General features: G+C 72.7%; 15 protein-coding genes. 10 read left to right on the top strand and 5 right to left on the bottom strand.

Translation table 11 applies throughout. The features are described 5' to 3' along the window. Positions 1-410 precede the first annotated feature (410 nt). The 9 genes from ESG85_RS09865 (at position 411) to ESG85_RS09825 (ending at position 10,218) form a co-directional block, all read left to right on the top strand. Positions 411-1,790 (top strand): hypothetical protein, encoded by a 1,380-nt coding sequence (locus ESG85_RS09865; RefSeq protein ID WP_246094908.1) that lies wholly within the window; start codon positions 411-413, stop codon positions 1,788-1,790. Continuing rightward, positions 1,787-2,557 (top strand): WecB/TagA/CpsF family glycosyltransferase, encoded by a 771-nt coding sequence (locus ESG85_RS09860; protein WP_128977685.1) that lies wholly within the window; start codon positions 1,787-1,789, stop codon positions 2,555-2,557. Before ESG85_RS09865 ends, ESG85_RS09860 begins: the two co-directional genes overlap by 4 nt. Further along, the gene (locus ESG85_RS09855; RefSeq protein ID WP_128977684.1) at positions 2,557-3,813 is read left to right on the top strand and encodes a nucleotide sugar dehydrogenase; all 1,257 of its coding nucleotides are present in this window, start codon (positions 2,557-2,559) and stop codon (positions 3,811-3,813) included. The genes ESG85_RS09860 and ESG85_RS09855 overlap by 1 nt, the downstream gene beginning before the upstream one ends. A 5-nt stretch (positions 3,814-3,818) precedes the next feature. Further along, positions 3,819-4,922: a non-hydrolyzing UDP-N-acetylglucosamine 2-epimerase gene (gene wecB, locus ESG85_RS09850; RefSeq protein ID WP_128977683.1), complete on the top strand. Its 1,104-nt coding sequence runs from the start codon at positions 3,819-3,821 to the stop codon at positions 4,920-4,922. Between the two features lie 112 nt (positions 4,923-5,034). Then, entirely contained in the window at positions 5,035-6,030 is a 996-nt protein-coding gene (locus tag ESG85_RS09845; protein ID WP_128977682.1) for a YveK family protein, read from the top strand. Then, the gene (locus ESG85_RS09840; RefSeq protein WP_246094907.1) at positions 6,027-7,610 is read left to right on the top strand and encodes an oligosaccharide flippase family protein; all 1,584 of its coding nucleotides are present in this window, start codon (positions 6,027-6,029) and stop codon (positions 7,608-7,610) included. The genes ESG85_RS09845 and ESG85_RS09840 overlap by 4 nt, the downstream gene beginning before the upstream one ends. A 1-nt stretch (position 7,611) precedes the next feature. Next, positions 7,612-8,658 carry a right-handed parallel beta-helix repeat-containing protein gene (locus ESG85_RS09835; protein ID WP_164986210.1) on the top strand — a complete coding sequence of 349 codons (1,047 nt, stop codon included), beginning with the start codon at positions 7,612-7,614 and terminating at the stop codon, positions 8,656-8,658. A gap of 106 nt (positions 8,659-8,764) precedes the next feature. Beyond that, the gene (locus tag ESG85_RS09830; protein WP_128977680.1) at positions 8,765-9,427 is read left to right on the top strand and encodes a class I SAM-dependent methyltransferase; all 663 of its coding nucleotides are present in this window, start codon (positions 8,765-8,767) and stop codon (positions 9,425-9,427) included. Then, positions 9,427-10,218, top strand: a complete 792-nt coding sequence (locus tag ESG85_RS09825; protein WP_128977679.1) for a glycosyltransferase family 2 protein — start codon at positions 9,427-9,429, stop codon at positions 10,216-10,218. The genes ESG85_RS09830 and ESG85_RS09825 overlap by 1 nt, the downstream gene beginning before the upstream one ends. Here the strand turns inward: ESG85_RS09825 and ESG85_RS09820 are convergent. Both ESG85_RS09820 and ESG85_RS09815 read right to left on the bottom strand, forming a co-directional pair. Next, entirely contained in the window at positions 10,197-11,162 is a 966-nt protein-coding gene (locus ESG85_RS09820; protein ID WP_128977678.1) for a glycosyltransferase, read from the bottom strand. The two genes, ESG85_RS09825 and ESG85_RS09820, sit on opposite strands and share 22 nt — an antisense overlap. Further along, a complete protein-coding gene (locus ESG85_RS09815) occupies positions 11,162-13,309 on the bottom strand; it encodes an O-antigen ligase family protein (protein WP_219825172.1) in 2,148 nt (715 codons plus the stop codon). Before ESG85_RS09815 ends, ESG85_RS09820 begins: the two co-directional genes overlap by 1 nt. A 44-nt stretch (positions 13,310-13,353) precedes the next feature. Here ESG85_RS09815 and ESG85_RS09810 point away from each other — a divergent pair, with 44 nt between their 5' ends. Then, positions 13,354-14,109 carry a GumC domain-containing protein gene (locus tag ESG85_RS09810; RefSeq protein ID WP_246094906.1) on the top strand — a complete coding sequence of 252 codons (756 nt, stop codon included), beginning with the start codon at positions 13,354-13,356 and terminating at the stop codon, positions 14,107-14,109. A 25-nt stretch (positions 14,110-14,134) separates the two neighbouring features. Here ESG85_RS09810 and ESG85_RS09805 read toward each other — a convergent pair whose 3' ends face one another. The 3 genes from ESG85_RS09805 to ESG85_RS09795 form a co-directional block, all read right to left on the bottom strand. Continuing rightward, positions 14,135-14,743, bottom strand: a complete 609-nt coding sequence (locus tag ESG85_RS09805; protein ID WP_128977677.1) for an acyltransferase — start codon at positions 14,741-14,743, stop codon at positions 14,135-14,137. A 70-nt stretch (positions 14,744-14,813) separates the two neighbouring features. Beyond that, positions 14,814-15,860, bottom strand: a complete 1,047-nt coding sequence (locus tag ESG85_RS09800; RefSeq protein WP_128977676.1) for a glycosyltransferase family 2 protein — start codon at positions 15,858-15,860, stop codon at positions 14,814-14,816. 41 nt (positions 15,861-15,901) lie between these two features. Beyond that, a complete protein-coding gene (locus ESG85_RS09795) occupies positions 15,902-19,156 on the bottom strand; it encodes a DUF4082 domain-containing protein (RefSeq protein ID WP_128977675.1) in 3,255 nt (1,084 codons plus the stop codon). Positions 19,157-19,211 lie beyond the last annotated feature (55 nt).

The following is a 19,211-nucleotide window of genomic DNA, read 5'->3' as shown; positions in this document are numbered from 1 at the left end:
GGGGTGTTGTGGGGGATTTCACCGACAGGAGGCCGAAGCGCCGTCGCTTCGCCGCCGCCTGTCTTCATCGGCATGCTCACCATGCCCGGGACCGTCGGTACCGGGTCCGATCGCGCGTCGACGCGCCCGGGGACCGGGAATCCGCCGGGCAGTAGCGCCGTCGCGCGGGCACGGCGACGCCGAGGGGTCCTGAGGAGTGCCCCCCGGTCCGCCGTGATGTCGTCCCCACTCCGTCGGCCGTCCCGCCGCCGGACACCCGACGTCTCGCCAGCACGCATCACAACGGCCCGTCGACGGCGGGCCGTTCCGTAGCCGATCCGGACCAGCCGCTCTGGTCCGGTACCGACCCGAGGGGGGTGGGTGTGTCAGTTCGTCCTGCCAACACACCCGACATTCCACGCAGTTCACGGATGACCGCACTCGCCCGAGCGGACCGACCGCTCCACGACCTCGCCACCCGGCTGCTCGCCCTGGCCGAGCGGGGGCTGCCCCGCATGCTCACGCCGGACGGCTCCGGCTTCGTCTTCACCCGCGCCGGACGCCCCGCGGGCGACGGCTCCTGGACCCTGGAACAGCGCGGCACCGGCATCCGCTACGCGGCGATCACCGCGCTCGGCGCACGCTTCCTGCCCGCCGACCGGCAGCGCGCGGTCCTCGGCGGCCGCACCGCCGAGGAGTTCACCGGCCTGCTCGTCGAGCGGCTGCCCGGCGTGCGCAACCTCGGCGACGCCGCACTCGTCGCCTGGGCCGCCGCCGAGACCGGCCACCCGAAGCTCTCGGACGCCCTCGACCGCGTCGCCGCCCTCGACCCGCCCGGAAAGCCCCAGTACACCGTCGAGGCCGCCTGGGTGCTGTCCGCGCTCGCCGCCGCCCGCGACACCCTCGACGTGGAGCAGCGGCTCGCCGCCGCCCGCGACCGCCTGCTGCGCGCCAGGACCGGCGGCAGCCCGCTCTTCCCGCACGCCACCGGGCCCGGACTCACCCCCTGGTACCGCGCCCACATCGGCTGCTTCGCCGACCAGACGTACCCGCTGCAGGCCCTCGCCCGCGTCCACGCGAGCGGCGACGACCCGCGGGCGCTGGCCGCCGCCGACGCCTGCGCCACCCGCATCTGCGCCCTCCAGGGCGACGGCGGCCAGTGGTGGTGGCACTACGACGCCCGGCGCGGCACCGTCGTCGAGGGCTACCCGGTCTACAGCGTGCACCAGCACGCCATGGCCCCCACCGCGCTGCTCGACCTCGCCGAGGCGGGCGGCACGGACTTCGCCGAGCCGATCCGCCGGGGCCTGCGCTGGATGACCGAGGTGCCCGAACTCGCCCGGGCGGGCGCCGTCGAACCGATGATCCTCGACGAACTCGGCGTGACCTGGCGCAAGGTGTACCGCGGCGACCCGAAGAAGGCCGTCCGCGCCGCCCGCGGTCTGAGCACCCGGTTCCTGCCGGGGTTGCGGCTGGGACCGCTCGACGCGCTGTTCCGCCCCGACACGGTGGACCGCGAGTGCCGGCCGTACGAGTTCGGCTGGATGCTCTTCGCCTGGCTGGGCTCGCTGAACTCGACCGACGATTCGGCGAGTTCCGGCGCGGCCGCGTCTTCCGGCGCGGCCGCGTCTTCCGGCGCGGCCGCGTCTTCCGGCGCGGCCGCGTCTTCCGGCGCGGCCGCGTCCTCCGGCTCGTCCGGCGCGACCGGTGACGGCACCGACAGCGGTGCCACCGCTGCTGCCGGCGCCACCGACCGCGCGGCAGCCGCCGACGGCGCGGCAGCCGCCGACGAGGCGGGTGAGGCGAGATGACGGTGCGGCAGAACCTCTTCGGCGTCACGATCGACGCCCTCACCATGGACCAGACCGTGGCCCGCTGCCTCGCCACCGTCAGGGCGGGCGAGCGCCTCGAGATCGGCGTCGTCAACGCCGCCAAGCTGGTCAACATGCGCCGCGACCCCGCCCTCGCCCGGGCCGTCGCCGGCTGCGACCTGGTCCTCGCCGACGGCCAGGCCGTCGTCTGGGCCGGCCGGCTGCTGCGCCGCCCGCTGCCCGAACGCGTCGCCGGCATCGACCTGTTCATGCGTCTGCTCGCCGAGGCGGAACGCGAAGGGCTCTCGGTCTACTTCCTGGGCGCCCGGCAGGAGGTCCTGGAGCGGATGCTGCGCCGGGTCGCCGTCCGCTTCCCCGGCCTGCGCGTCGCCGGCAGCCGCAACGGCTACTTCGACGACGGCGAACAGCCCGCCGTGGCCGATGCCATCGCCGAGAGCGGCGCCGACATGCTGTTCCTCGGCATGACCTCGCCCAAGAAGGAGATCTTCACCGCCGGTTACGGCGACCGGAGCAAGGTCGCGCTCGTCCACGGCGTCGGCGGCTCCTTCGACATCCTCGCCGGAATCACCCGCCGCGCCCCGGAGCGCTGGCAGCGACTCGGCCTCGAATGGCTCTACCGCACCCTCCAGGAACCGCGCCGGCTCGGCCGCCGCTACCTCACCACCAACGTCTCCTTCGCCCTCATGACGGGACGGGAGCTGCTCCGCCGTACACCCTCCATCAGCACCGCGAGCAGGGAGTCGTGATGCGCGTCGTCGTCGTCGGACAGGGATACGTCGGTCTGCCCCTCGCCATCCGGGCCGCCGAGACCGGACACGAGGTCATCGGGTACGACGTGGACGCCGAGCGGGTCAAGAGCCTCGCCGCGGGCGAGTCGTACGTCGAGGACGTCTCCTCGGAGCGCATCCGCGCCGCCACCGAGGCCGGACGCTACCGCGCCAGCGACTCCGTGCGGGACTGCGGCGGCTTCGACGTCGCCGTCGTCACCGTGCCCACCCCGCTGCACGAGGGCACGCCCGACCTGCGCTACATCGAGGAGTCCGCCCGCACCCTGGCCCGCTACCTGCGCCCCGGCGCGACCGTCGTCCTCGAGTCGACCACGTACCCGGGCACCACCCAGGAGCTGTTCGGCCCGCTCCTCGAAGAGGGCTCGGGGCTCGTCGCCGGTGCGGACTTCCACCTCGGCTACAGTCCGGAACGGATCGACCCCGGCAATCCGGTCTGGGGCTTCGAGCAGACCCCGAAGGTCGTCTCCGGCGTGGACGCCGCCTCCCTCAAGGCCGTCCGGGACTTCTACGACGGCCTGGTGGACACCACCGTCCCGGTGGGCTCGCCGAAGGAGGCCGAACTCGCCAAGCTCCTGGAGAACACCTTCCGGCACGTCAACATCGCCCTCGTCAACGAGATAGCGATGTTCGCCCGCCACCTCGACATCGACGTGTGGCAGGCCATCGACGCCGCCTCCAGCAAGCCCTTCGGCTTCATGCGCTTCACCCCGGGGCCCGGCGTCGGCGGACACTGCCTGCCGATCGACCCCTCCTACCTCTCCTGGCGCGTCCAGCGCGAGCTGGGCCAGAGCTTCCGCTTCGTCGAGCTCGCCAACGACATCAACAACCACATGCCCGACTACGTCACCCGGCGCCTGGTCAGCGCCTTCAACGCCCGCAAGCGCGCCGTCAACGGCTCCCGGATCCTGCTGCTCGGCCTCGCCTACAAGAAGAACACCGGCGACGCCCGCGAGTCGCCCGCGCTGCGCATCTCCCAGCTCCTCCTCGACATGGGCGCCGAGGTCCGCGCCGCCGACCCCCACGTGGTCGAGGGCCACCGGGTCGACAACCGGCTGGTCCGGGTCGAGCTCACCGAGGACGAACTCGCCGCCGCCGACGCGGTGGTGCTCCTCACCGACCACGACGCCTTCGACTACGAGCTCGTCGAGGCCCACGCCGACTACGTACTCGACTGCCGGCGCCGGCTGAGCGGTCCCAGGATCGAGGTGCTCTGACCCCCATGCGGATCATCTGCGTCGCGGGCGCGCGACCCAACTACATGAAGATCAAACCGGTGATGGACGCCCTGGAGGCCCGGGGCGCCGAGACCGTCCTGGTCCACACCGGCCAGCACTACGACCCGGCCATGAACGACGTCTTCTTCCGCGACCTCGGCCTGCGCCCGCCCGACCACCTCCTCGGCGTCGGCTCCGGCAGCCACGCCACCCAGACCGGGCGGGTGATGGCCGCCTTCGAGCCGCTCGTCGAAGAACTCGCCCCCGACCTGGTGGTGGTGGTCGGCGACGTCAACTCCACCCTCGCCTGCGCCCTCGTCACCGCCAAGGCCGGTCCGCTGCTCGCCCACGTCGAGGCAGGGCTGCGCAGCCGTGACTGGTCCATGCCCGAGGAGGTCAACCGGGTGGCGACCGACCGGATCAGCGACTACCTGCTCGCCCCGTCCGAGGACGCCGCGGAGAACCTGCGCGCCGAGGGATACCACGACGACCAGGTCGACGTCGTCGGCAACGTCATGATCGACACCCTGTTCGCCAACCTGGACCGGGCCAGGGAATCCGGGACCCTGTCCGAACTCGGCCTGTCCCAGGGCGAGTACGGGCTCGTCACCCTGCACCGGCCGGCCAACGTCGACGAGCCCGACGTCCTCGCCGGGCTCCTCAAGGGGCTCGGTGAGGTCGCCGCGCACTGCCCGCTCGTCCTGCCCGTCCATCCCAGGGCCGCCGAGAAGATCGACGCCCTCGGCGTCCCCGGCGGCATCCGGCTCGTCCCGCCCGCCGGCTACCTCGACTTCATCGCCCTGCAGGCCGGCGCCCGGGTCGTGCTCACCGACTCGGGCGGAGTCCAGGAGGAGACCACCGCCCTCGGCGTGCCGTGCGTGACGCTCCGGGACAACACCGAACGCCCGATCACCGTCGAGCAGGGCACCAACGTCCTGGCCGGCCGCGACCCGGAACGGATCGTCGCCACCGCCCTCCGCCTGCTCGCGTCCCCGCCGCCGCCCCGCCGCCCCGAGCTGTGGGACGGCCATGCGGGCGAACGGATCGCCCGGGTCCTGCTCGAAGGAGGGACCGCGGGCAGCCGCCCCAGGCCGACCGACCACCGCTGAGCCGCACACGTGGTGATCGCGAAGGGCTCACACCTTGTCGCGATCCCACCTATTCTCATCTGCGGTACGGCAGTTGAGCAGCCGCCGATCGGGGCGCGCAAGGGGGAATGCCATGGACCTCGCAGAGATCTTCCGGGTCATGTGCCGACGGTGGTACGTCCTGGTGCCCGGACTGCTGCTCACCGCGGGTCTGACGGCCGGGGCCTGGCTGCTCGTGCCCGTCTCGTACGAGTCGCAGAGCACCGTCGCCATGCTCAACTCCCGCAAGGGCACGGAGGCGGACGGCAATCCCTTCCTCAGCATGGAGCCCTCGCTGACGGGCATGGCCGACAGCCTCGCCCGCAACGTCAACTCCGACGCGTCCAAGGCGGAACTGAAGGCCCGCGGTCTCGACCTGAAGTACGAGGCCAAGATCGCGGACAACGCGCAGGGGCCGCTGCTCTGGCTCACCGTGACCGGCGAGGACGCGGACGCGGTCCTGAAGGGGAACAGGACGCTGATGGCCTTCACGTCCGAACGGCTCAAGCAGCTCCAGGCCGACCAGGCGGTGGCCTCGGACGCCATGATCAGGATCACCACGATCGTCCCGCCGCAGGACCCCCAGGCCCAGCTCAAGTCCAAGGTCCAGTACCTCGTCATGGCCGCGGGCCTGGGCATCGTGCTCAGCCTGGTGGCGACCTTCTTCGCCGAGGCCCGCCGCCGCGGTCCCCGGCGGGCGGGGACCGCCGAGTCCGGGTCCGTCGAGTCCGGGTCCGCCGAGACCGGCTCCGTCGATCCCGGTGCCGAGGCGGCGGCCGGCGAGGCGGAGGACAGCGGATCAGGGCGGCACGTTCCCGCCGGCCGGACCGAGCGGCCCGACCTGGGCGGCGACCTCCGGGACGGCCTGCTCTCCGGCACCGACGCGCACACCCCCGCACCCCCCGCCCCGCACACCCCCGCACCCTCCGCCCCCGCCCCGCGCACCGCCGTGGCCGACGCCCCCGACACCGACGCGTCCGCCGGCGTCGGCGACCGCGGGCAGCAGCCCGACCAGCCCACCGTCCAGCTTCCCGTCCTGCCCGTCGCCGAACGCCGCTCCGCCAAGCGGCCGCCGTCCTGGGTCAAGTGACGGGACGGCAGCCGATGGGCACCGACACCACCGAGGCCGACCCGGCCGCCCTCGGCACCCAGGTGCGCTCCGCGACCCGCTGGAGCCTCGTCAACACCATGGTGATGCGGCTCGGCAACTTCGCCACCGGCATCGTCCTGGTGCGCTACGTGCTCGACCCGGCCGCCTGGGGCGTCTACGGCGTCGCCCAGACGGTCCTCATGGTGCTGCTGTCCGCCAACGAGCTCGGCGTCACCCTCGCCGTCGTGCGCTGGGAAGGCGACGTCCGCCGGTTCGCTCCCACCGTGCTGACCCTTAGCGCCCTGTCCAGCGGTCTGCTCTACCTGGCCCTGTTCGCCGCCGCGCCGGCCGTCGCCGCGCTGCTCGGCGCCCCCGAGGCGACCGCCGTGCTGCGGGTGATGTGCGTCTGCCTCATCCTGGACGGTCTGTCCCAGGTGCCGGCCGGCGTGCTCACCCGGGAGTTCCGCCAGGGCCGCCGGATGGTCATCGACGCCCTCAACTTCGTCGTCAGCACCTCCGTGACCCTGGTGCTCGCCGTCCAGGGCTGGGGCGCCATGAGCTTCGCCTGCGGCGCCGTCGCCGGAAACGCGGTCGCCCTGGCCGGCTGCGCGCTCGCCGCCCCCGGCATGCTGCGCTTCGGCTGGGACGGTGAGCAGGCCCGGGCACTGCTCCGGTTCGGTCTGCCGCTGGCCGGCGCCAGCATGCTGTCTCTCGCCGTGGTCAACGCGGACGCGATGATCGTCGGCGCGGTCCTCGGACACGTGGCCCTGGGCTACTACATGCTCGCCTTCAACATGGCCGGGTGGCCCGTCCGGGTCATCTCCGAGACCGCCCGCCGGGTGTCCTTCGCGGGCTTCTCCCGGCTCGCCGACTCGCCGAAGGCCCTGTCCGACGGCTTCGCCCGTGCGCTGGGCGTCCTGATGACCGCCACCGTGCCCGCCTGCGTGCTGCTCGGCGCGCTCGCCGGGCCGCTGATCGAGCTCGTGTACGGCGCCAAGTGGCGGCCCGCCGCCGCAGCACTGCCCTGGCTGATGGCCCTCGGGCTGGCCAGGATCGCCGCCGAGCTCACGTACGACTGCCTGGTCGCCGTCGGCAGGCGCCGCTCGCTGCTGCTCATCCAGGGGCTCTGGCTGGTCGCCCTCGTGCCGGTCCTGGTCCTGGCCGCCCGGGCCGGAGGCATCGACACCGTCGCCGCGGGCCACGTGGTCGTCGCCGGAGCGATCGTGCTGCCCGTCTTCCTGGTGGCGCTGCGCCGCGGCGGCATCGCCACCCGGGCACTGGTCCGGGTCAGCGTCCGCCCGGTGCTCGGCGGCCTGGTGATGGCCGTCGTCCTGGTGGCCCTGCACCGGCGCCTCGGCGAGGGACTCCTCGCGCTGTCGGCCACGAGTGTCATCGGGCTCGTGTGTTACGCGGTGTGCGCGCTGCCCGGCCGCACACTGGTGCGCGGTGCAACGGGCCGGCGACGCCGCCGGGGCGCCGAAGCGCCGGCGGCCCAGGCCGCGCCCTCCGCGGACGAGGCGGGCGCCGTCCCGTCCGTACCGGCACAGCAGCGGCCGGCCGCCCCGGCCCGTGAACGATGAGGTGAGTCCCCTGGCCCGACCCCGCCGCCGCAAGGCCCTCGGCGCGGCGCTGCTCGCCGCCGTCCTGCTCTTCGCCCTGTTCACCTTCACCGGCCTGGGCCAGAAGGCGCTCTGCCTGGGTGGCGCGGCCCTGTGCGAGCCGCGGGCCATCACCGAGCCCGGCTCAGGGACCTCCAGGGCTCCCGGAGCCGGAACCGCCGACGCCAAGCCGCCCGCGCCCAAGGGCTGCGCGCGCCCCCGTGACTGCGGCTACCCCGACGAGACCACCACTGGGCCGCGGATCACCACCCTGACGCCGCAGAGCACCGGCAACGCGGCCATCCGCACCGACGGCACGGTCATCCGCGGCTGGGACATCACCGGTTCCCTCGACATCTACGCCAACAATGTCACCGTCATCGACAGCCGGATCACCTCCACCAACTGGTGGGGCATCAACCTGCGTCCCGGCTTCTCCGGCCTGCGCATCCTGTACACGACCATCACCGCCGTCCCCGGCAAGGGCCCGAACAACGGAGGTTCGGACTACGCCGTGTCCAACATGAGCACCAGTTCGATCGAGATCGGTCACTGCGACATCTCCGTCTTCGGCGACGCGCTCTCCATGGGGCAGGGCGACATCCACGACAACTACGTCCACGACATCAGGCCGTTCACGAACCTGGACGGCGAATGGCAGCACACCAACGCCGTGATCAGCAACGGAGGCGGCAAGGGCAAACTGATCATCCGTCACAACACGCTGCTCAACCCGACACCCGTCGAGCAAGGCGCCTCCGCCGCGATCGGACTCTTCGCCGACAGCGCGCCCGTCACCCACACCGTCGTCGACGACAACTGGCTGGCGGGGGGCGCGTACACGCTCTACGCGGGCGGCAAGGACTCCGCGGGCATCGAGGTCACCGACAACGTCTTCTCGCCCCAGTACTACCCCGCGGGCGGCAGGTACGGCGCCGTCGCCTACTGGAACCCGGCAGGCAAGGGCAACGTCTGGCGGGGCAACCGGATGGCGGACGGCACGCCGGTCGTACCGGCGCCGGAAGGCTGAAAGTGCGAGACCGCGTTCCGGGCATCCGCCTGATGAATCCCCTCATCGCGCACTACGGTTGACCGCGTTCCCACCCCGCCTTTCCGAACTCCAGGTGGTTGATGCGATGTCCGGCATCCGTGCCCTCCGCAACCGTTTCGTCGACGCGCCCGACTCGCTCGGCGAACGATTCCGCGCGGCCCGCTGGGAGCGCTTCCGCTCCTGTTTCCCGGCCATCTCGGAGATGCGGGTGGTGGACCTCGGCGGCACCGCGGACAACTGGCTGCGCTCCCCGCTCCGGCCCCGGCACGTGCACCTGGTGAACCTGGAGGCGCACCCCGCCGAGCTGCCGGACTGGATCAGCGCCGAGATCGCCGACGTCACCGACCCGAACGTCCCGGACGCGCTCGGCCAGTTCGACCTCGTCGTCTCCAACTCGACCATCGAGCACGTCGGCGGGCCGAGCCAGCGGCGCCGCTTCGTCACCGCCATCGAGAAGCTGGCCCCGCTGCACTGGGTGCAGACCCCGTACCGCTACTTCCCGGTCGAACCGCACTTCCTGGCCCCCGGATTCCAGTTCCTCCCGCTCGCCGCCCAGGTCAGGCTCGTCCGGCACTGGCCGCTCACCCACAGCCGCCCCGCGAACGCGGAGGAGGCCATGGACGCCGTCGTCAACATCGAGCTGCTCACCCGGGCCGAGATGCGCCACCTCTTCCCCCGGTCGGTGATCCTCGGCGAGCGGGTGGCCGGGCTCACCAAGTCGCTCACCGCCGTCCGCACCCGGCCCTGATGCGCCGAGTGCTCAGAGCCCCCTGGGAGCTCCTGAAGCGGCTCTTCGGCTGGCTCGTCCTGTACGAGCTGCGCAACAAGGTGCTGCTCGCGCCCACGGCCCGCCGGCTGCGGCACGTCGAGGACGCCGAGACCTCCCGGCTCGCCCGGCACCTCGGGCGGCGGCCCACCGCGCGCGTCGCGACCGTCATCGCCACCCACCGGCGGCCCGAGGCACTGCTGCGGGCCGTCGGGTCGGCGCTGGCGCAGACCGTGCGCGACCAGGTCGTCATCGTCGTCGACGACGGCGCCGGTCTGCCGGAACTCCCGGACGATCCACGACTGTTCGCGGTCTCACTCGCCCGCAACACCGGCGTCGCGGGCGTGGTGCGCAACGTCGGCATCCGGCTCACCGACTCCGCGTACGTCGCCTTCCTCGACGACGACAACCTGTGGGAGCCCGAGCACCTCCAGGAGGCCCTGGCCGCCCTGGAGGCGCCCGCCGGGCCCGACGCCGTCTACACGGCGCTGCGCCGGGTGCGGCCGGACGGCACCGACATGGACGTCCTGTCGGTGCCCTTCGACCGGCGCAGGGCCGCGCACGAGGCCTTCCTCGACACCAACGCCTTCGTCGCCCGCCGGACCCCGGCCCTGCGCTTCAGCCGGCTCCGGCGCACCCCCGAGGTGCTGCCCCGCGAGGACTGGGAGCTGGTCCGCCGCTACGCCCGCACGCACCGGGTGGTCCACCTGCCCCGGCCCACCGTCCGCTACCTGGTGAACCCCGGCAGCTTCTACACCTCCTGGCGCGACTGAGACCCGCCCCGGCGGGACGGAGCGGCCCCCAGGAGCGCCCCGACGGCCGCCCGGGCGGGCGGACGGCCGAGTGCCGCCCGGGACAGCTCCCGCAGCAGCACCGCGCCCCGGAACGCCGCCGTGGCCGCCGGTCCGTGGCGGCGCCGGTAGAGCCGCACCCGGTTGGTCACGAGCAGCGACCACAGACGCGGCGACACCCGCGAGTCGCCGCCCAGGTGGGTGGCGCGGGCCGCCGGCTCGAGCCGGGTCCGCAGCCCCAGGTCACGGGCGCGCAGGCAGTACTCGGTCTCCTCCGAGTAGAGGAAGAACGACTCGTCCCACGGTCCGCAGGCCGTCACGCACTCCCGGGACAGCGCCATCAGCGCTCCCGTGGCCCAGTCCGCGCAGGTCCGCGTGGCGTAGGCGGCGGGGGCGGTCACCAGCTCGCTCAGGGCGGGGATCCGGCCGGCCCGCCGGTTGCCGATCACCGCCTCGCCCAGCGCCCGGCTCAGGCTGGACTCGCGGCGCAGCGAGTGGATGAGGGCACCGTCCTCCTCGTACAGCAGCGGCACCGCGATCCCGACCCGTGAGCCGTCCGGCAGCGGCGAGCCCAGGGCCTCGACCAGGGTCCCCGCGCAGCCCTCGGCCATCCGGACGTCCGGGTTGCAGACGAGCACGGCACCGTGGCCGTCCTCCCAGGCCGCGGCGGCCCGCAGGGCCGCGTTGACGCCGAAGGCGTAGCCGCCGTTGCGACCGGTCTCCACGACCGTCGCCTCCGGGGCGAGCTCTCGGACCAGGGCGACGGTGCCGTCCGAGGAGTCGTTGTCGGCGACGACGAGCCGCCAGTCGAGGCCCTTCATCCCGGCCGGCAGGGAGTCGAGGAAGGCGGGCAGCACGGCCGCGCTGTTCCACGTGACGACGACGACGGCGACGGGCCGTCCCACGTCCAGGTCTTGACGGTGCATCAGATCTCCACGAGGCGAGACGAAGAGGAGGGACCGGTGCCGGTGCCGGACGTACGGCGGGACCCGGCGGCGGACGGCGGCACCGGCCCGGAGGGCGGCACCGGCCCGGACGGCTCGGACGGCTCGGCCGGCCCGGACGGCTCGGACGACGGGGGCGGTGAGGACGGTCCGGCGGTCACGGGCTTCCCGTCCGCCTCGCGCCGTACGAAGCCGACACAGCTCCCGCCCGCGCCCAGGAGCAGGAAGAACACGCCCGCGAACATGGGGAAGCTCAGCGTGTCGAAGGTGGCGCCGATCACCAGGGCGACCATCGCCGAGGCGAAGAACGCCTGCCCCAGCTCCCGGTCCGACTCGCTCCGGGCGAGCCGCCGCAGCGAACCGCCGTTGTGCACCCCGGAGAGCCCCAGGAGCAGCAGACAGCCGACGCCCACGGCACCCAGCTCGGCGAGGGTGAGCAGGTACTGGTTGTCGGTGAAGAAGTAGCGCTCCGGCGTGAACGTGCCGAAGCCGCGGCCGAAGACGGGATCCTGCACGAAGTACTCGTAGATCTTCGGGTACTTGATGGTCCGGGCCTGCGTGCTGCTGTCGGCGTTGTTGAGGCTGCCCGAGAACAGTCCGGTGATGGTCCCGATCAGGCCCGGAACCAGGACCTTGAACACCGCCACCGCTCCGAACAGGATGCCGATCGCCGTCCAGCGCCGCTGCGGCTTCCAGCGCGGCACCACGATCAGCACCACGACCGCGATCCCGACGATCGACGTACGGGACACCGTCAGCGGCAGGCCGCCGCCCAGCAGCACCACCGGCGCCCAGCGCCGGAACCGGCCGACCCGCGCCCGGGCCGGGTCGAAGGCGTACCAGATCGCGAACGGCAGCAGGATCGCCAGCATGCCGCTGAACTCCAGCGGATGCGCCGTGAGCGAGCGCGGCCGGGTGAACGAGCCGCGGTCCAGGACCGCGACGCTCGCGACACTGGAGTTGAGGCCCGGGATGCGCAGCGAGTCGGCGATGTTGGTCCCGGTGAAGAAGTCGTACAGACCCAGCGCGGCCACCACCGACCCCATCACCACCAGCCGCCGCAGCAGCACGTCGAGCCGCTCGCGGTCCTGGATCCCCGCCGTGGTCAGCACCACCAGCGACACCCACACCAGGAGCACGATCAGTCCCCGGTCGGCCGCCAGGATCTCCTTCTGCGAGCTGATCCGGTCCTGGTTCGCGATGTACGACAGCAGGACAGTGAGGGCGAGGACCAGCATCACCAGCCGCATCGGGCGGGTGCCGGGCGCCGGGGAGAGGCGGCCCGCGCACCAGGTGGCCAGGTACCAGAACAGACCGAGCAGCGCGAACACGTTCGCCGGCGTGCCCGCGCCGCCCAGCGCCGGCAGGGCCAGATTGGACGGCAGGAACAGGGCGAGCGCCAGATAGCCGGTCAGCACGGCGGTGGCGTCCAGCGGCCGGGTCAGCAGCACCCGCAGCCGGCCCGCGCCGGGCCGGGGCACCGGGGGAGCGTCGAGGAGGCCCGGCAGACCGCGGGCGCGGCGGCGCGCCGACGCCCAGGTCTCCACGACGAACGACAGCAGGAAGCCGCCGGTCACCCCGAGGACGACGACCGCGGCGACCTTCTGGTAGCGGGACTTGGGCTGCGAGACCGGCTGCTGGGGCGGCACGATCCGGGCCGACGACACGTAGTAGCCCTCCGGAACCCGGGCATGCTTCTGCAGCGCCTCCAGCTCCTCGGCCGCGAAGTCCGTGAGCTTCCTGGTCTCCTCGACCACCCGCTGCCGGTCGGTGCCCTTGACCGTCAGGGTGAGCAGCGGACCCTCCGCCCCGGCGGCGAAGTCGACCGCGTACTCGTCGGTGACGCCGTGACCGCGCAGCACCTCCACGGTCTCCGCCGACTGCAGGGCCCGGATCAGCACGTCGGCCGTCCCGATCAGCGAACCGCTCGCGTACGCCAGGGTGTTGCCGTAACTCGGGGCGGGCTTCGCCACCCGGCTGGAGTTGAGCAGCGCGAGCTGGCTCTGCGACTCGTACGTCACGGGCACCGTCGTGTACAGGTAGCCGCCCGCGAGCACGCTCAGCAGCGTCAGCGGCACCATCACGTACCAACGCCTGGCCAGCACGCGGAAGATCTCGGCGATGCTCACGAACCCTCCCCCGGTTCCCCTCGGTGGTGCCAGTATCGGTCCTGATGGAACCGACGCCCGAGAACACGGCCCGCACCGCCGTCACCGCCGCCCCGGCGGGCACGGCCGGACCGGCCGCCGCGCCCGCCGCCGCCTCGACCGACGCGCCCGGCCCGGCCGGTGACGCGCTCACGCCCGAGGGGCTCGCCCGCGTGCTGCTGCGCCGCTGGTACGTGCTGCTGCTCGCCGCGCTGGTCACCGGCGCCGCCTGCTACCCGGCGCTGCGGCCGGCACCGCGCTACCAGAGCTCGGCGGTGCTCGTGGTCAAGCCGCCCCGCACCGACAACCAGCCCAACCAGCTGACCAACCTCCAGCCCTCGCTGGCCATGGTCTCCTACGCGGTGGTCCAGCGCCTCCAGTCGCCCGCCGGGCGCGCCGAGCTCGAGGCGGCCGGAGCACACGGAAGTTACCGGCTGACACCGCGCAACAGCGGCACCAGCGCCACGCCCTACTACTCGATCCCGACCCTGCAGGTCGAGGCCGAGCAGTCCGCGCCCGAGGAGGCCGACCGCGTGGTGCAGACGATCATCGAGGTCTACGGTCGGCATCTGAAGGCCCTGCAGACCGAGCAGAAGGTGCCGGCCGCGACCCTGCTCACGGTCGACCTGGTCAACCGCCCCGGCACGGTCGCGCTGCCGCCCAACCGCACCCGCGCCGTGGCGGGGACGGGCGCGCTCGCCACCCTGGCCGGAGTCATGGGCGCCCTGTGGACCGAGCGGGCCGCGGCGGCACGGCGCCGCCGCCGGGCGGAGGCCCCGTAAGGCACGGCGCCGCGGCCCGCGGGGATCAGCGCGCGTCACCGTGCTCCGTGAGCCGGCCGTCCCGCTCCTCGTACAGGGCGCCCGTCTCCGGGCACTCCCACACACCCGGGCGCTCCGGGTGCGCGGTGAGCCGCACGCCCGCCTTCCCGACCCAGCCCGCCTGCCGTGCGGGGACGCCCATCACCAGGGCGAAGTCGGGCACGTCGGACGTCACCACCGAACCCGCCGCGACGAGCGCCCAGCGTCCGATGGTCACCGGGGCGACGCACACCGCACGCGCCCCGACGGCCGCGCCGTCGCCGATCCGCACCGCGACCGGCTCCCAGTCGCCGCCCCGCTTCGGCCTGCCGTCGGGATCGACGGCCCGCGGGTCGTGGTCGTTGGTGAGCACCGCCGACGGGCCGACGAAGACCCCGTCGCCGAGCACCGCGGGCTCGTACACCAGGGCGTAGTTCTGCAGCTTGCAGTTGTCGCCCATGGTCACGCCGGGGCCGACGTACGCACCCCGGCCCACCACGCAGTTCTCGCCGAGGCGGGCGTCCTCGCGGATCTGCGCGAGCTCCCACACGCTGCTTCCGGCGCCGACGACGGCCTTCTCGTCGACCTGGGCGGTGGGCTGGACCCGGTAGTTCACGGACGTGCCTTTCTACGGGACGGGGAAGGGACGGACCACGTACGGGCGGGACGGCGGCGGGCTCGGACGGTCAGATCCCGCGCCGCTTCCAGGACTGCCACCACAGCCACTCACGGGCCCGGTCGACCACAGCCGAAAGGATCAGCGGCTGCAGGTACGGCATCGCACGGGGTCCGATCCGGCGGCGCAGCCGCAGCGCCCGGTACTCCGGCAGCGCCTCCGCGTCCGGCCGGCACTCGCGGGCGAAGGCCACCAGCTCGTCGACCGGCACGACGTCCGTCCGGCCCCGGTCGTAGGCCCGGTAGGCCCGCCGCAGCGCCTGGCGGGCCAGCCGGGTGTCGACCAGCCGGGCGAGGTGCCCGGCCTGCGGCAGCCGGTCGGCGCACTTGTCGAGGACCGCGGTGAAGGCCACCCGGCGCTGCCGGATGTCGTCGAGCTGGCCGCCGAAGTCCGTCGTCGACATGTTGTCGCCGTGCACCCGGTAGTAGGCCTGGTCCGCACCGGCGACGTAACCGACGTCCGCGTGCGAGGCCAGGCGCATCCACATCTCGATGTCGCCGGCGTGCGGCAGCTCCGGGTCGTAGCCGCCGACCTTCCGCTGGAGGCTGGTACGCACCACCACCTCGGGCGAGGTGATGCAGCCGGTGCCCTCGCGGAAGCGCCGCTCCAGCCACCAGTGGCCGGGGTACACCACGGAGCCGGTGGACCGGGTGCGGGCCGCGGGCAGCGGCCCGCCGTGCCGGAACCGCAGCGGCCTGCCGTAGCAGAAACCCGCCTCCGGATGGGCGTCGAGCAGCGCCACGGCCCGCAGGAGCGCCCCCGGGACCAGCCGGTCGTCGGCGGACAGCAGCACGACGTAGTCGCCGTCCGCCCACTCCAGCAGGCCCTCGTTGTAGGTGGCGATGTGGCCCTTGTTGCGCTCGTGGACCCGCACCTCGATCCTCGGATCGGAGGCGGCCAGCTTCCTGGCCACCTCCGCCGAGTCGTCGGGCGACGCGTCGTCGATGATCAGCACCCGCACGTCGAGGCCGGGCTGTTCGTCGAGCACGCTGCGTACGCAGTCGGCCAGGAAATGGCCGTACCTGTAGCAGGGGATCACGACGCTGACAGAGCTCATGGTGGTGCGTTCCCCGGTTTCGGTCGGTTCGGTCGGTGGGCTCAGCCGGTCGTGAGGACCGGCGCGACCCAGTAGTTCGTGGCGTTGTAGGAACTGTTCGGGAAGACGGTCGAAGCGCCGTACCGGTACAGGCCGTTGCCGCTTCCCGGTGCGGCCGCCGGCGCGCTCAGCGGGTAGTGGAGATGGGCGCCCGCGAAGTACTGCGGATCGGCGGCGTAGTTGCCGTTCGGTGCGTGGTACGAGACCACGTACGTCGTGCTCGCCGTGATGTCCACCGGGGTGGTGAACGTCATCGTCTGCCAGCCGGTGGCCGTCTCGTTGCCGAAGGTCCCCGTCGCGAGCAGGGTGCCGTCGTCGCTCCACAGGCTTCCGGTGTGGGTGCCGGTGTTGGTCGCGCCCTTGTAGAAGGTGACGCCGGTGACCTTGCCGTCGAGCGCGGACCGGAACCGGGTCCCCAGCTCCAGGGAGTTGCCGTCACCGGTCTCCGCCGCCTTCGCGGGCACGGTCTCCGCGCTCCACAGCGTGCACGGGCAGTTCGCCGGCGGCGGCGTCGCGCTCGTGGTGAAGGTCCAGGTCACCGGATCGGCCATCGCGTTGCCCCACAGGTCGGCGGCCTGCACGGACACCGTGTACGCCGTGCCGAGCGCGAGCTGGCTGCTGAGCGTGAAGGCGGCGGTCCTGCCGTCGCCGTCGAGCGTCGCCCGGCCCGGGACGGCGGTACCGCCGGGACCCTTCACCGTGAAGACCAGGGTGCTCGCGTCGATGCTCTGGTTGAAGGCCACCGACACCGGTGCCGTGATGGACACGCCGGTCGCGCCGGGTGCCGGGGTGCGGGCGGTGATCACGGGCGGGACCGTGCTGGCCGAGCCGGTCTCCAGGATGGCGTCGACCCAGTAGTTGCTGCCCGACGAGGCCTGCGACGGGAAACCGCTCGTGGAGCCGTAGCGGTAGACGCCGTTGCCGCCGTCCGTCCCGGACTGCAGCGCGGTCAGCGGGGCGAGACCGGCGCCCTTGTCGGTGAAGTAGTGCGCGTCGTAGGCGTATCCGCCGTTGGGGGCGAAGTACGAGGCCACGTAGGTCGTGTTGGCCTTCACCGGCACCGGGTCGGCGAACTTCAGCTCCTGCCAGCCGGACGCCGTCTCGTCGGTGAAGGTGCCGGTGGCCAGCAGCTGGCCGGACGACGACCACAGGCTGCCCTTGTGGGTGCCGGTGTTCGCCGCCGACTTGTAGAACCGGACGCCGGTGACGGTGCCGGGGACGGAACTGCGCACCTTCACGCCGAGCTCCACGGAGCTGCCGTCGCCGCCGTTGGGCTTCGCCGGGGCGGCCGAGGCGGGCCACACTGTGCACGGGCACTCCTGGTCGGCCACGGTCAGCGGGACGGTGGTGACGGCGCCGATGTTGACGCTGTCGTCCACGGCACGGACCTTCAGCTGGACCGGGCCCGGGGTCATCGGGGTCCACTTGTAGCTCCAGGAGCCCGTGCCCGCGGCCGCCTTCCAGGTGGTGCCGCCGTCGGTGGAGACCTCCACGCGGGCCACGACGCCGCCGCCCGAGTCGGCCGCGGTGCCGGTCACGGTGACCTGCCGCAGCGCCGGCACGGAGCCGTTCGCGGCGGGGCCGGTGACGGTGACCGCCGGGCCGGTGGTGTCGGTGGACGCGGTGGCCGGGACCAGGCCGGCCTGCAGGGACTTCGGCTGGAGGCCCATGTCGGCCAGGATGTTCACGGTGGCCTGCTGCATCCGCTTGTCCTCGGTCACCACGCCGCCGTTCGGGTCCGCCGTCGGCACGTTGGTGAGGCCCCAGGACCACTGGACGGTGCCGGAGCCGAACACCAGCGCCTTCGACGTCGGGTCGCGGAAGGCGACGAGGCTGTGGGTGGCGGTGCCGTTGCCGTAGTTGTTGCCCCAGTCGAGCAGGTAGTTGCCGTCGTTGATGTCGAGGGTGGTGGACGACATGCGGATCTGGCCCGTCGGACGGCTGGCGTTCTCCACGTCGCTGTTCCACTCGTAACCGAGCGTCCCCGCCGGGAAGGTGGCGACCTGGTCGCCGGTGAGGCCGGCGACGGACGTGTTGCGCCACAGCCGCATCTTCGCGAAGGCCGCGGGCACGGTGATGGCGTCGTTGCGCGGTCCGTTCACCTGGAACAGCGAGCCGGTGAGGATGTTCTGCGGCCGGTACGGCTCGCCCTCCAGGGTGCTGTCCGGGTCCATCCAGGTACCCGTCCACACGTTGCTCGGGTCCGGGACGCCGTTCGGCGTCGGGAACTTCAGCTTGGTCTCCTTGTAGCAGACCAGCGTCCGGTTCGGTGTGCCGGTGCCGTCGATGCTCGGCTCCAGGCGGGTCTTCCAGAAGATCTCGTTGCCGGCGAAGTACGTCTGGTGCTGGCCCGCCTTCCGCGCGTTCAGCACGTTGGTGAACTGTTCCTGCGTCCAGTACTCGTCATGTCCCTGGGACATGAACATCTTGTGGTTCGCGAGAAGTTGGGCCCCGCGGGTCGCGGTGTCGAGCCCGGAGACGTAGCTCAGGTCGTAGCCGTTGCGCTCCAGCCAGGAGACCATCTCGTACTCGGAGCCGTAGATGCCGTTCTCGCCGCCGATGTCCATCGGCCGGTTGTAACTCACCTTGTACGCCCGCCCGTCGGGCGCCGGTCCCTGACCGTCGTAGAGGTTGGTGCCGCCCCAGTCGTTGTACGCCTGCCACGTCTGGTCCGAGGTCTGCACGACGATCTCGGAGTGGCTGGAGTCGTTGCGGACCACGAACGGGTACGGCATGAGGCCGTTGCCGTCGGCCTGGTCGAAGTTGGCGATGTACAGGCCCGACACGGCGTCGCCGGGGACCGTCCAGCTCGCGGTGGTCGGCCAGTTGCCGCAGTCCATCAGACCGGTCGGCTGGTCCTTGAGACAGGCCGGACGCTGCGAGCCGTAGGTGGCCGGGTAGGTCTGCGCGGCCTGCGCCGGCGTCGACATCAGCCGGGCGCCGTCGCCGCCGTACCAGCCCAGCCGGTAGATCTTCACGTGGTACGAGGACGGGGACTGGACCTTGAACGGCAGGGTCTCACCGGGCTGGAGGCTGACCTTGGTGGGGAATCCCGCGATGTCGCCCCAGGAACTCCCGGCGAACCAGTCGGGCATGGGCGTGCCCGGCTTGGAGTTCTCGCAGACGATCGGGTTGCTGCCCGTGCCGCAGGGATCGGCCACGGCGCTCGCCTGGCCGCTCACCGGCAGGAAGATCGCTGTCAGCGCCGCGGCCAGGGCGAACACGGCGCCTCTGGCCCGACGGTAGTGGTTCTGCATCGCTGTACCTTTCACGGGCAGTGCAGTCCCGGCCTCCGGCCGGGGGTGGGGGAGC

This window comes from Streptomyces roseicoloratus, assembly GCF_004117935.1.
Lineage (GTDB): Bacteria > Actinomycetota > Actinomycetes > Streptomycetales > Streptomycetaceae > Streptomyces > Streptomyces roseicoloratus.
Note: the sequence above shows the minus strand (reverse complement) of the source record. Positions and strands in the feature narration are given on the sequence as shown.

Excerpts from the sequence above, each read along its gene's own strand:
- ESG85_RS09865 (WP_246094908.1), top strand. The coding sequence starts at position 411 with ATGACCGCACTCGCCCGAGCGGACCGACCGCTCCACGACCTCGCCACC.
- ESG85_RS09860 (WP_128977685.1), top strand. The coding sequence starts at position 1,787 with ATGACGGTGCGGCAGAACCTCTTCGGCGTCACGATCGACGCCCTCACC.
- ESG85_RS09855 (WP_128977684.1), top strand. The coding sequence starts at position 2,557 with ATGCGCGTCGTCGTCGTCGGACAGGGATACGTCGGTCTGCCCCTCGCC.
- wecB (WP_128977683.1), top strand. The coding sequence starts at position 3,819 with ATGCGGATCATCTGCGTCGCGGGCGCGCGACCCAACTACATGAAGATC.
- ESG85_RS09845 (WP_128977682.1), top strand. The coding sequence starts at position 5,035 with ATGGACCTCGCAGAGATCTTCCGGGTCATGTGCCGACGGTGGTACGTC.
- ESG85_RS09830 (WP_128977680.1), top strand. The coding sequence starts at position 8,765 with ATGTCCGGCATCCGTGCCCTCCGCAACCGTTTCGTCGACGCGCCCGAC.
- ESG85_RS09825 (WP_128977679.1), top strand. The coding sequence starts at position 9,427 with ATGCGCCGAGTGCTCAGAGCCCCCTGGGAGCTCCTGAAGCGGCTCTTC.
- ESG85_RS09820 (WP_128977678.1), bottom strand. The coding sequence starts at position 11,162 with ATGCACCGTCAAGACCTGGACGTGGGACGGCCCGTCGCCGTCGTCGTC.
- ESG85_RS09810 (WP_246094906.1), top strand. The coding sequence starts at position 13,354 with ATGGAACCGACGCCCGAGAACACGGCCCGCACCGCCGTCACCGCCGCC.
- ESG85_RS09800 (WP_128977676.1), bottom strand. The coding sequence starts at position 15,860 with ATGAGCTCTGTCAGCGTCGTGATCCCCTGCTACAGGTACGGCCATTTC.
- ESG85_RS09795 (WP_128977675.1), bottom strand. The coding sequence starts at position 19,156 with ATGCAGAACCACTACCGTCGGGCCAGAGGCGCCGTGTTCGCCCTGGCC.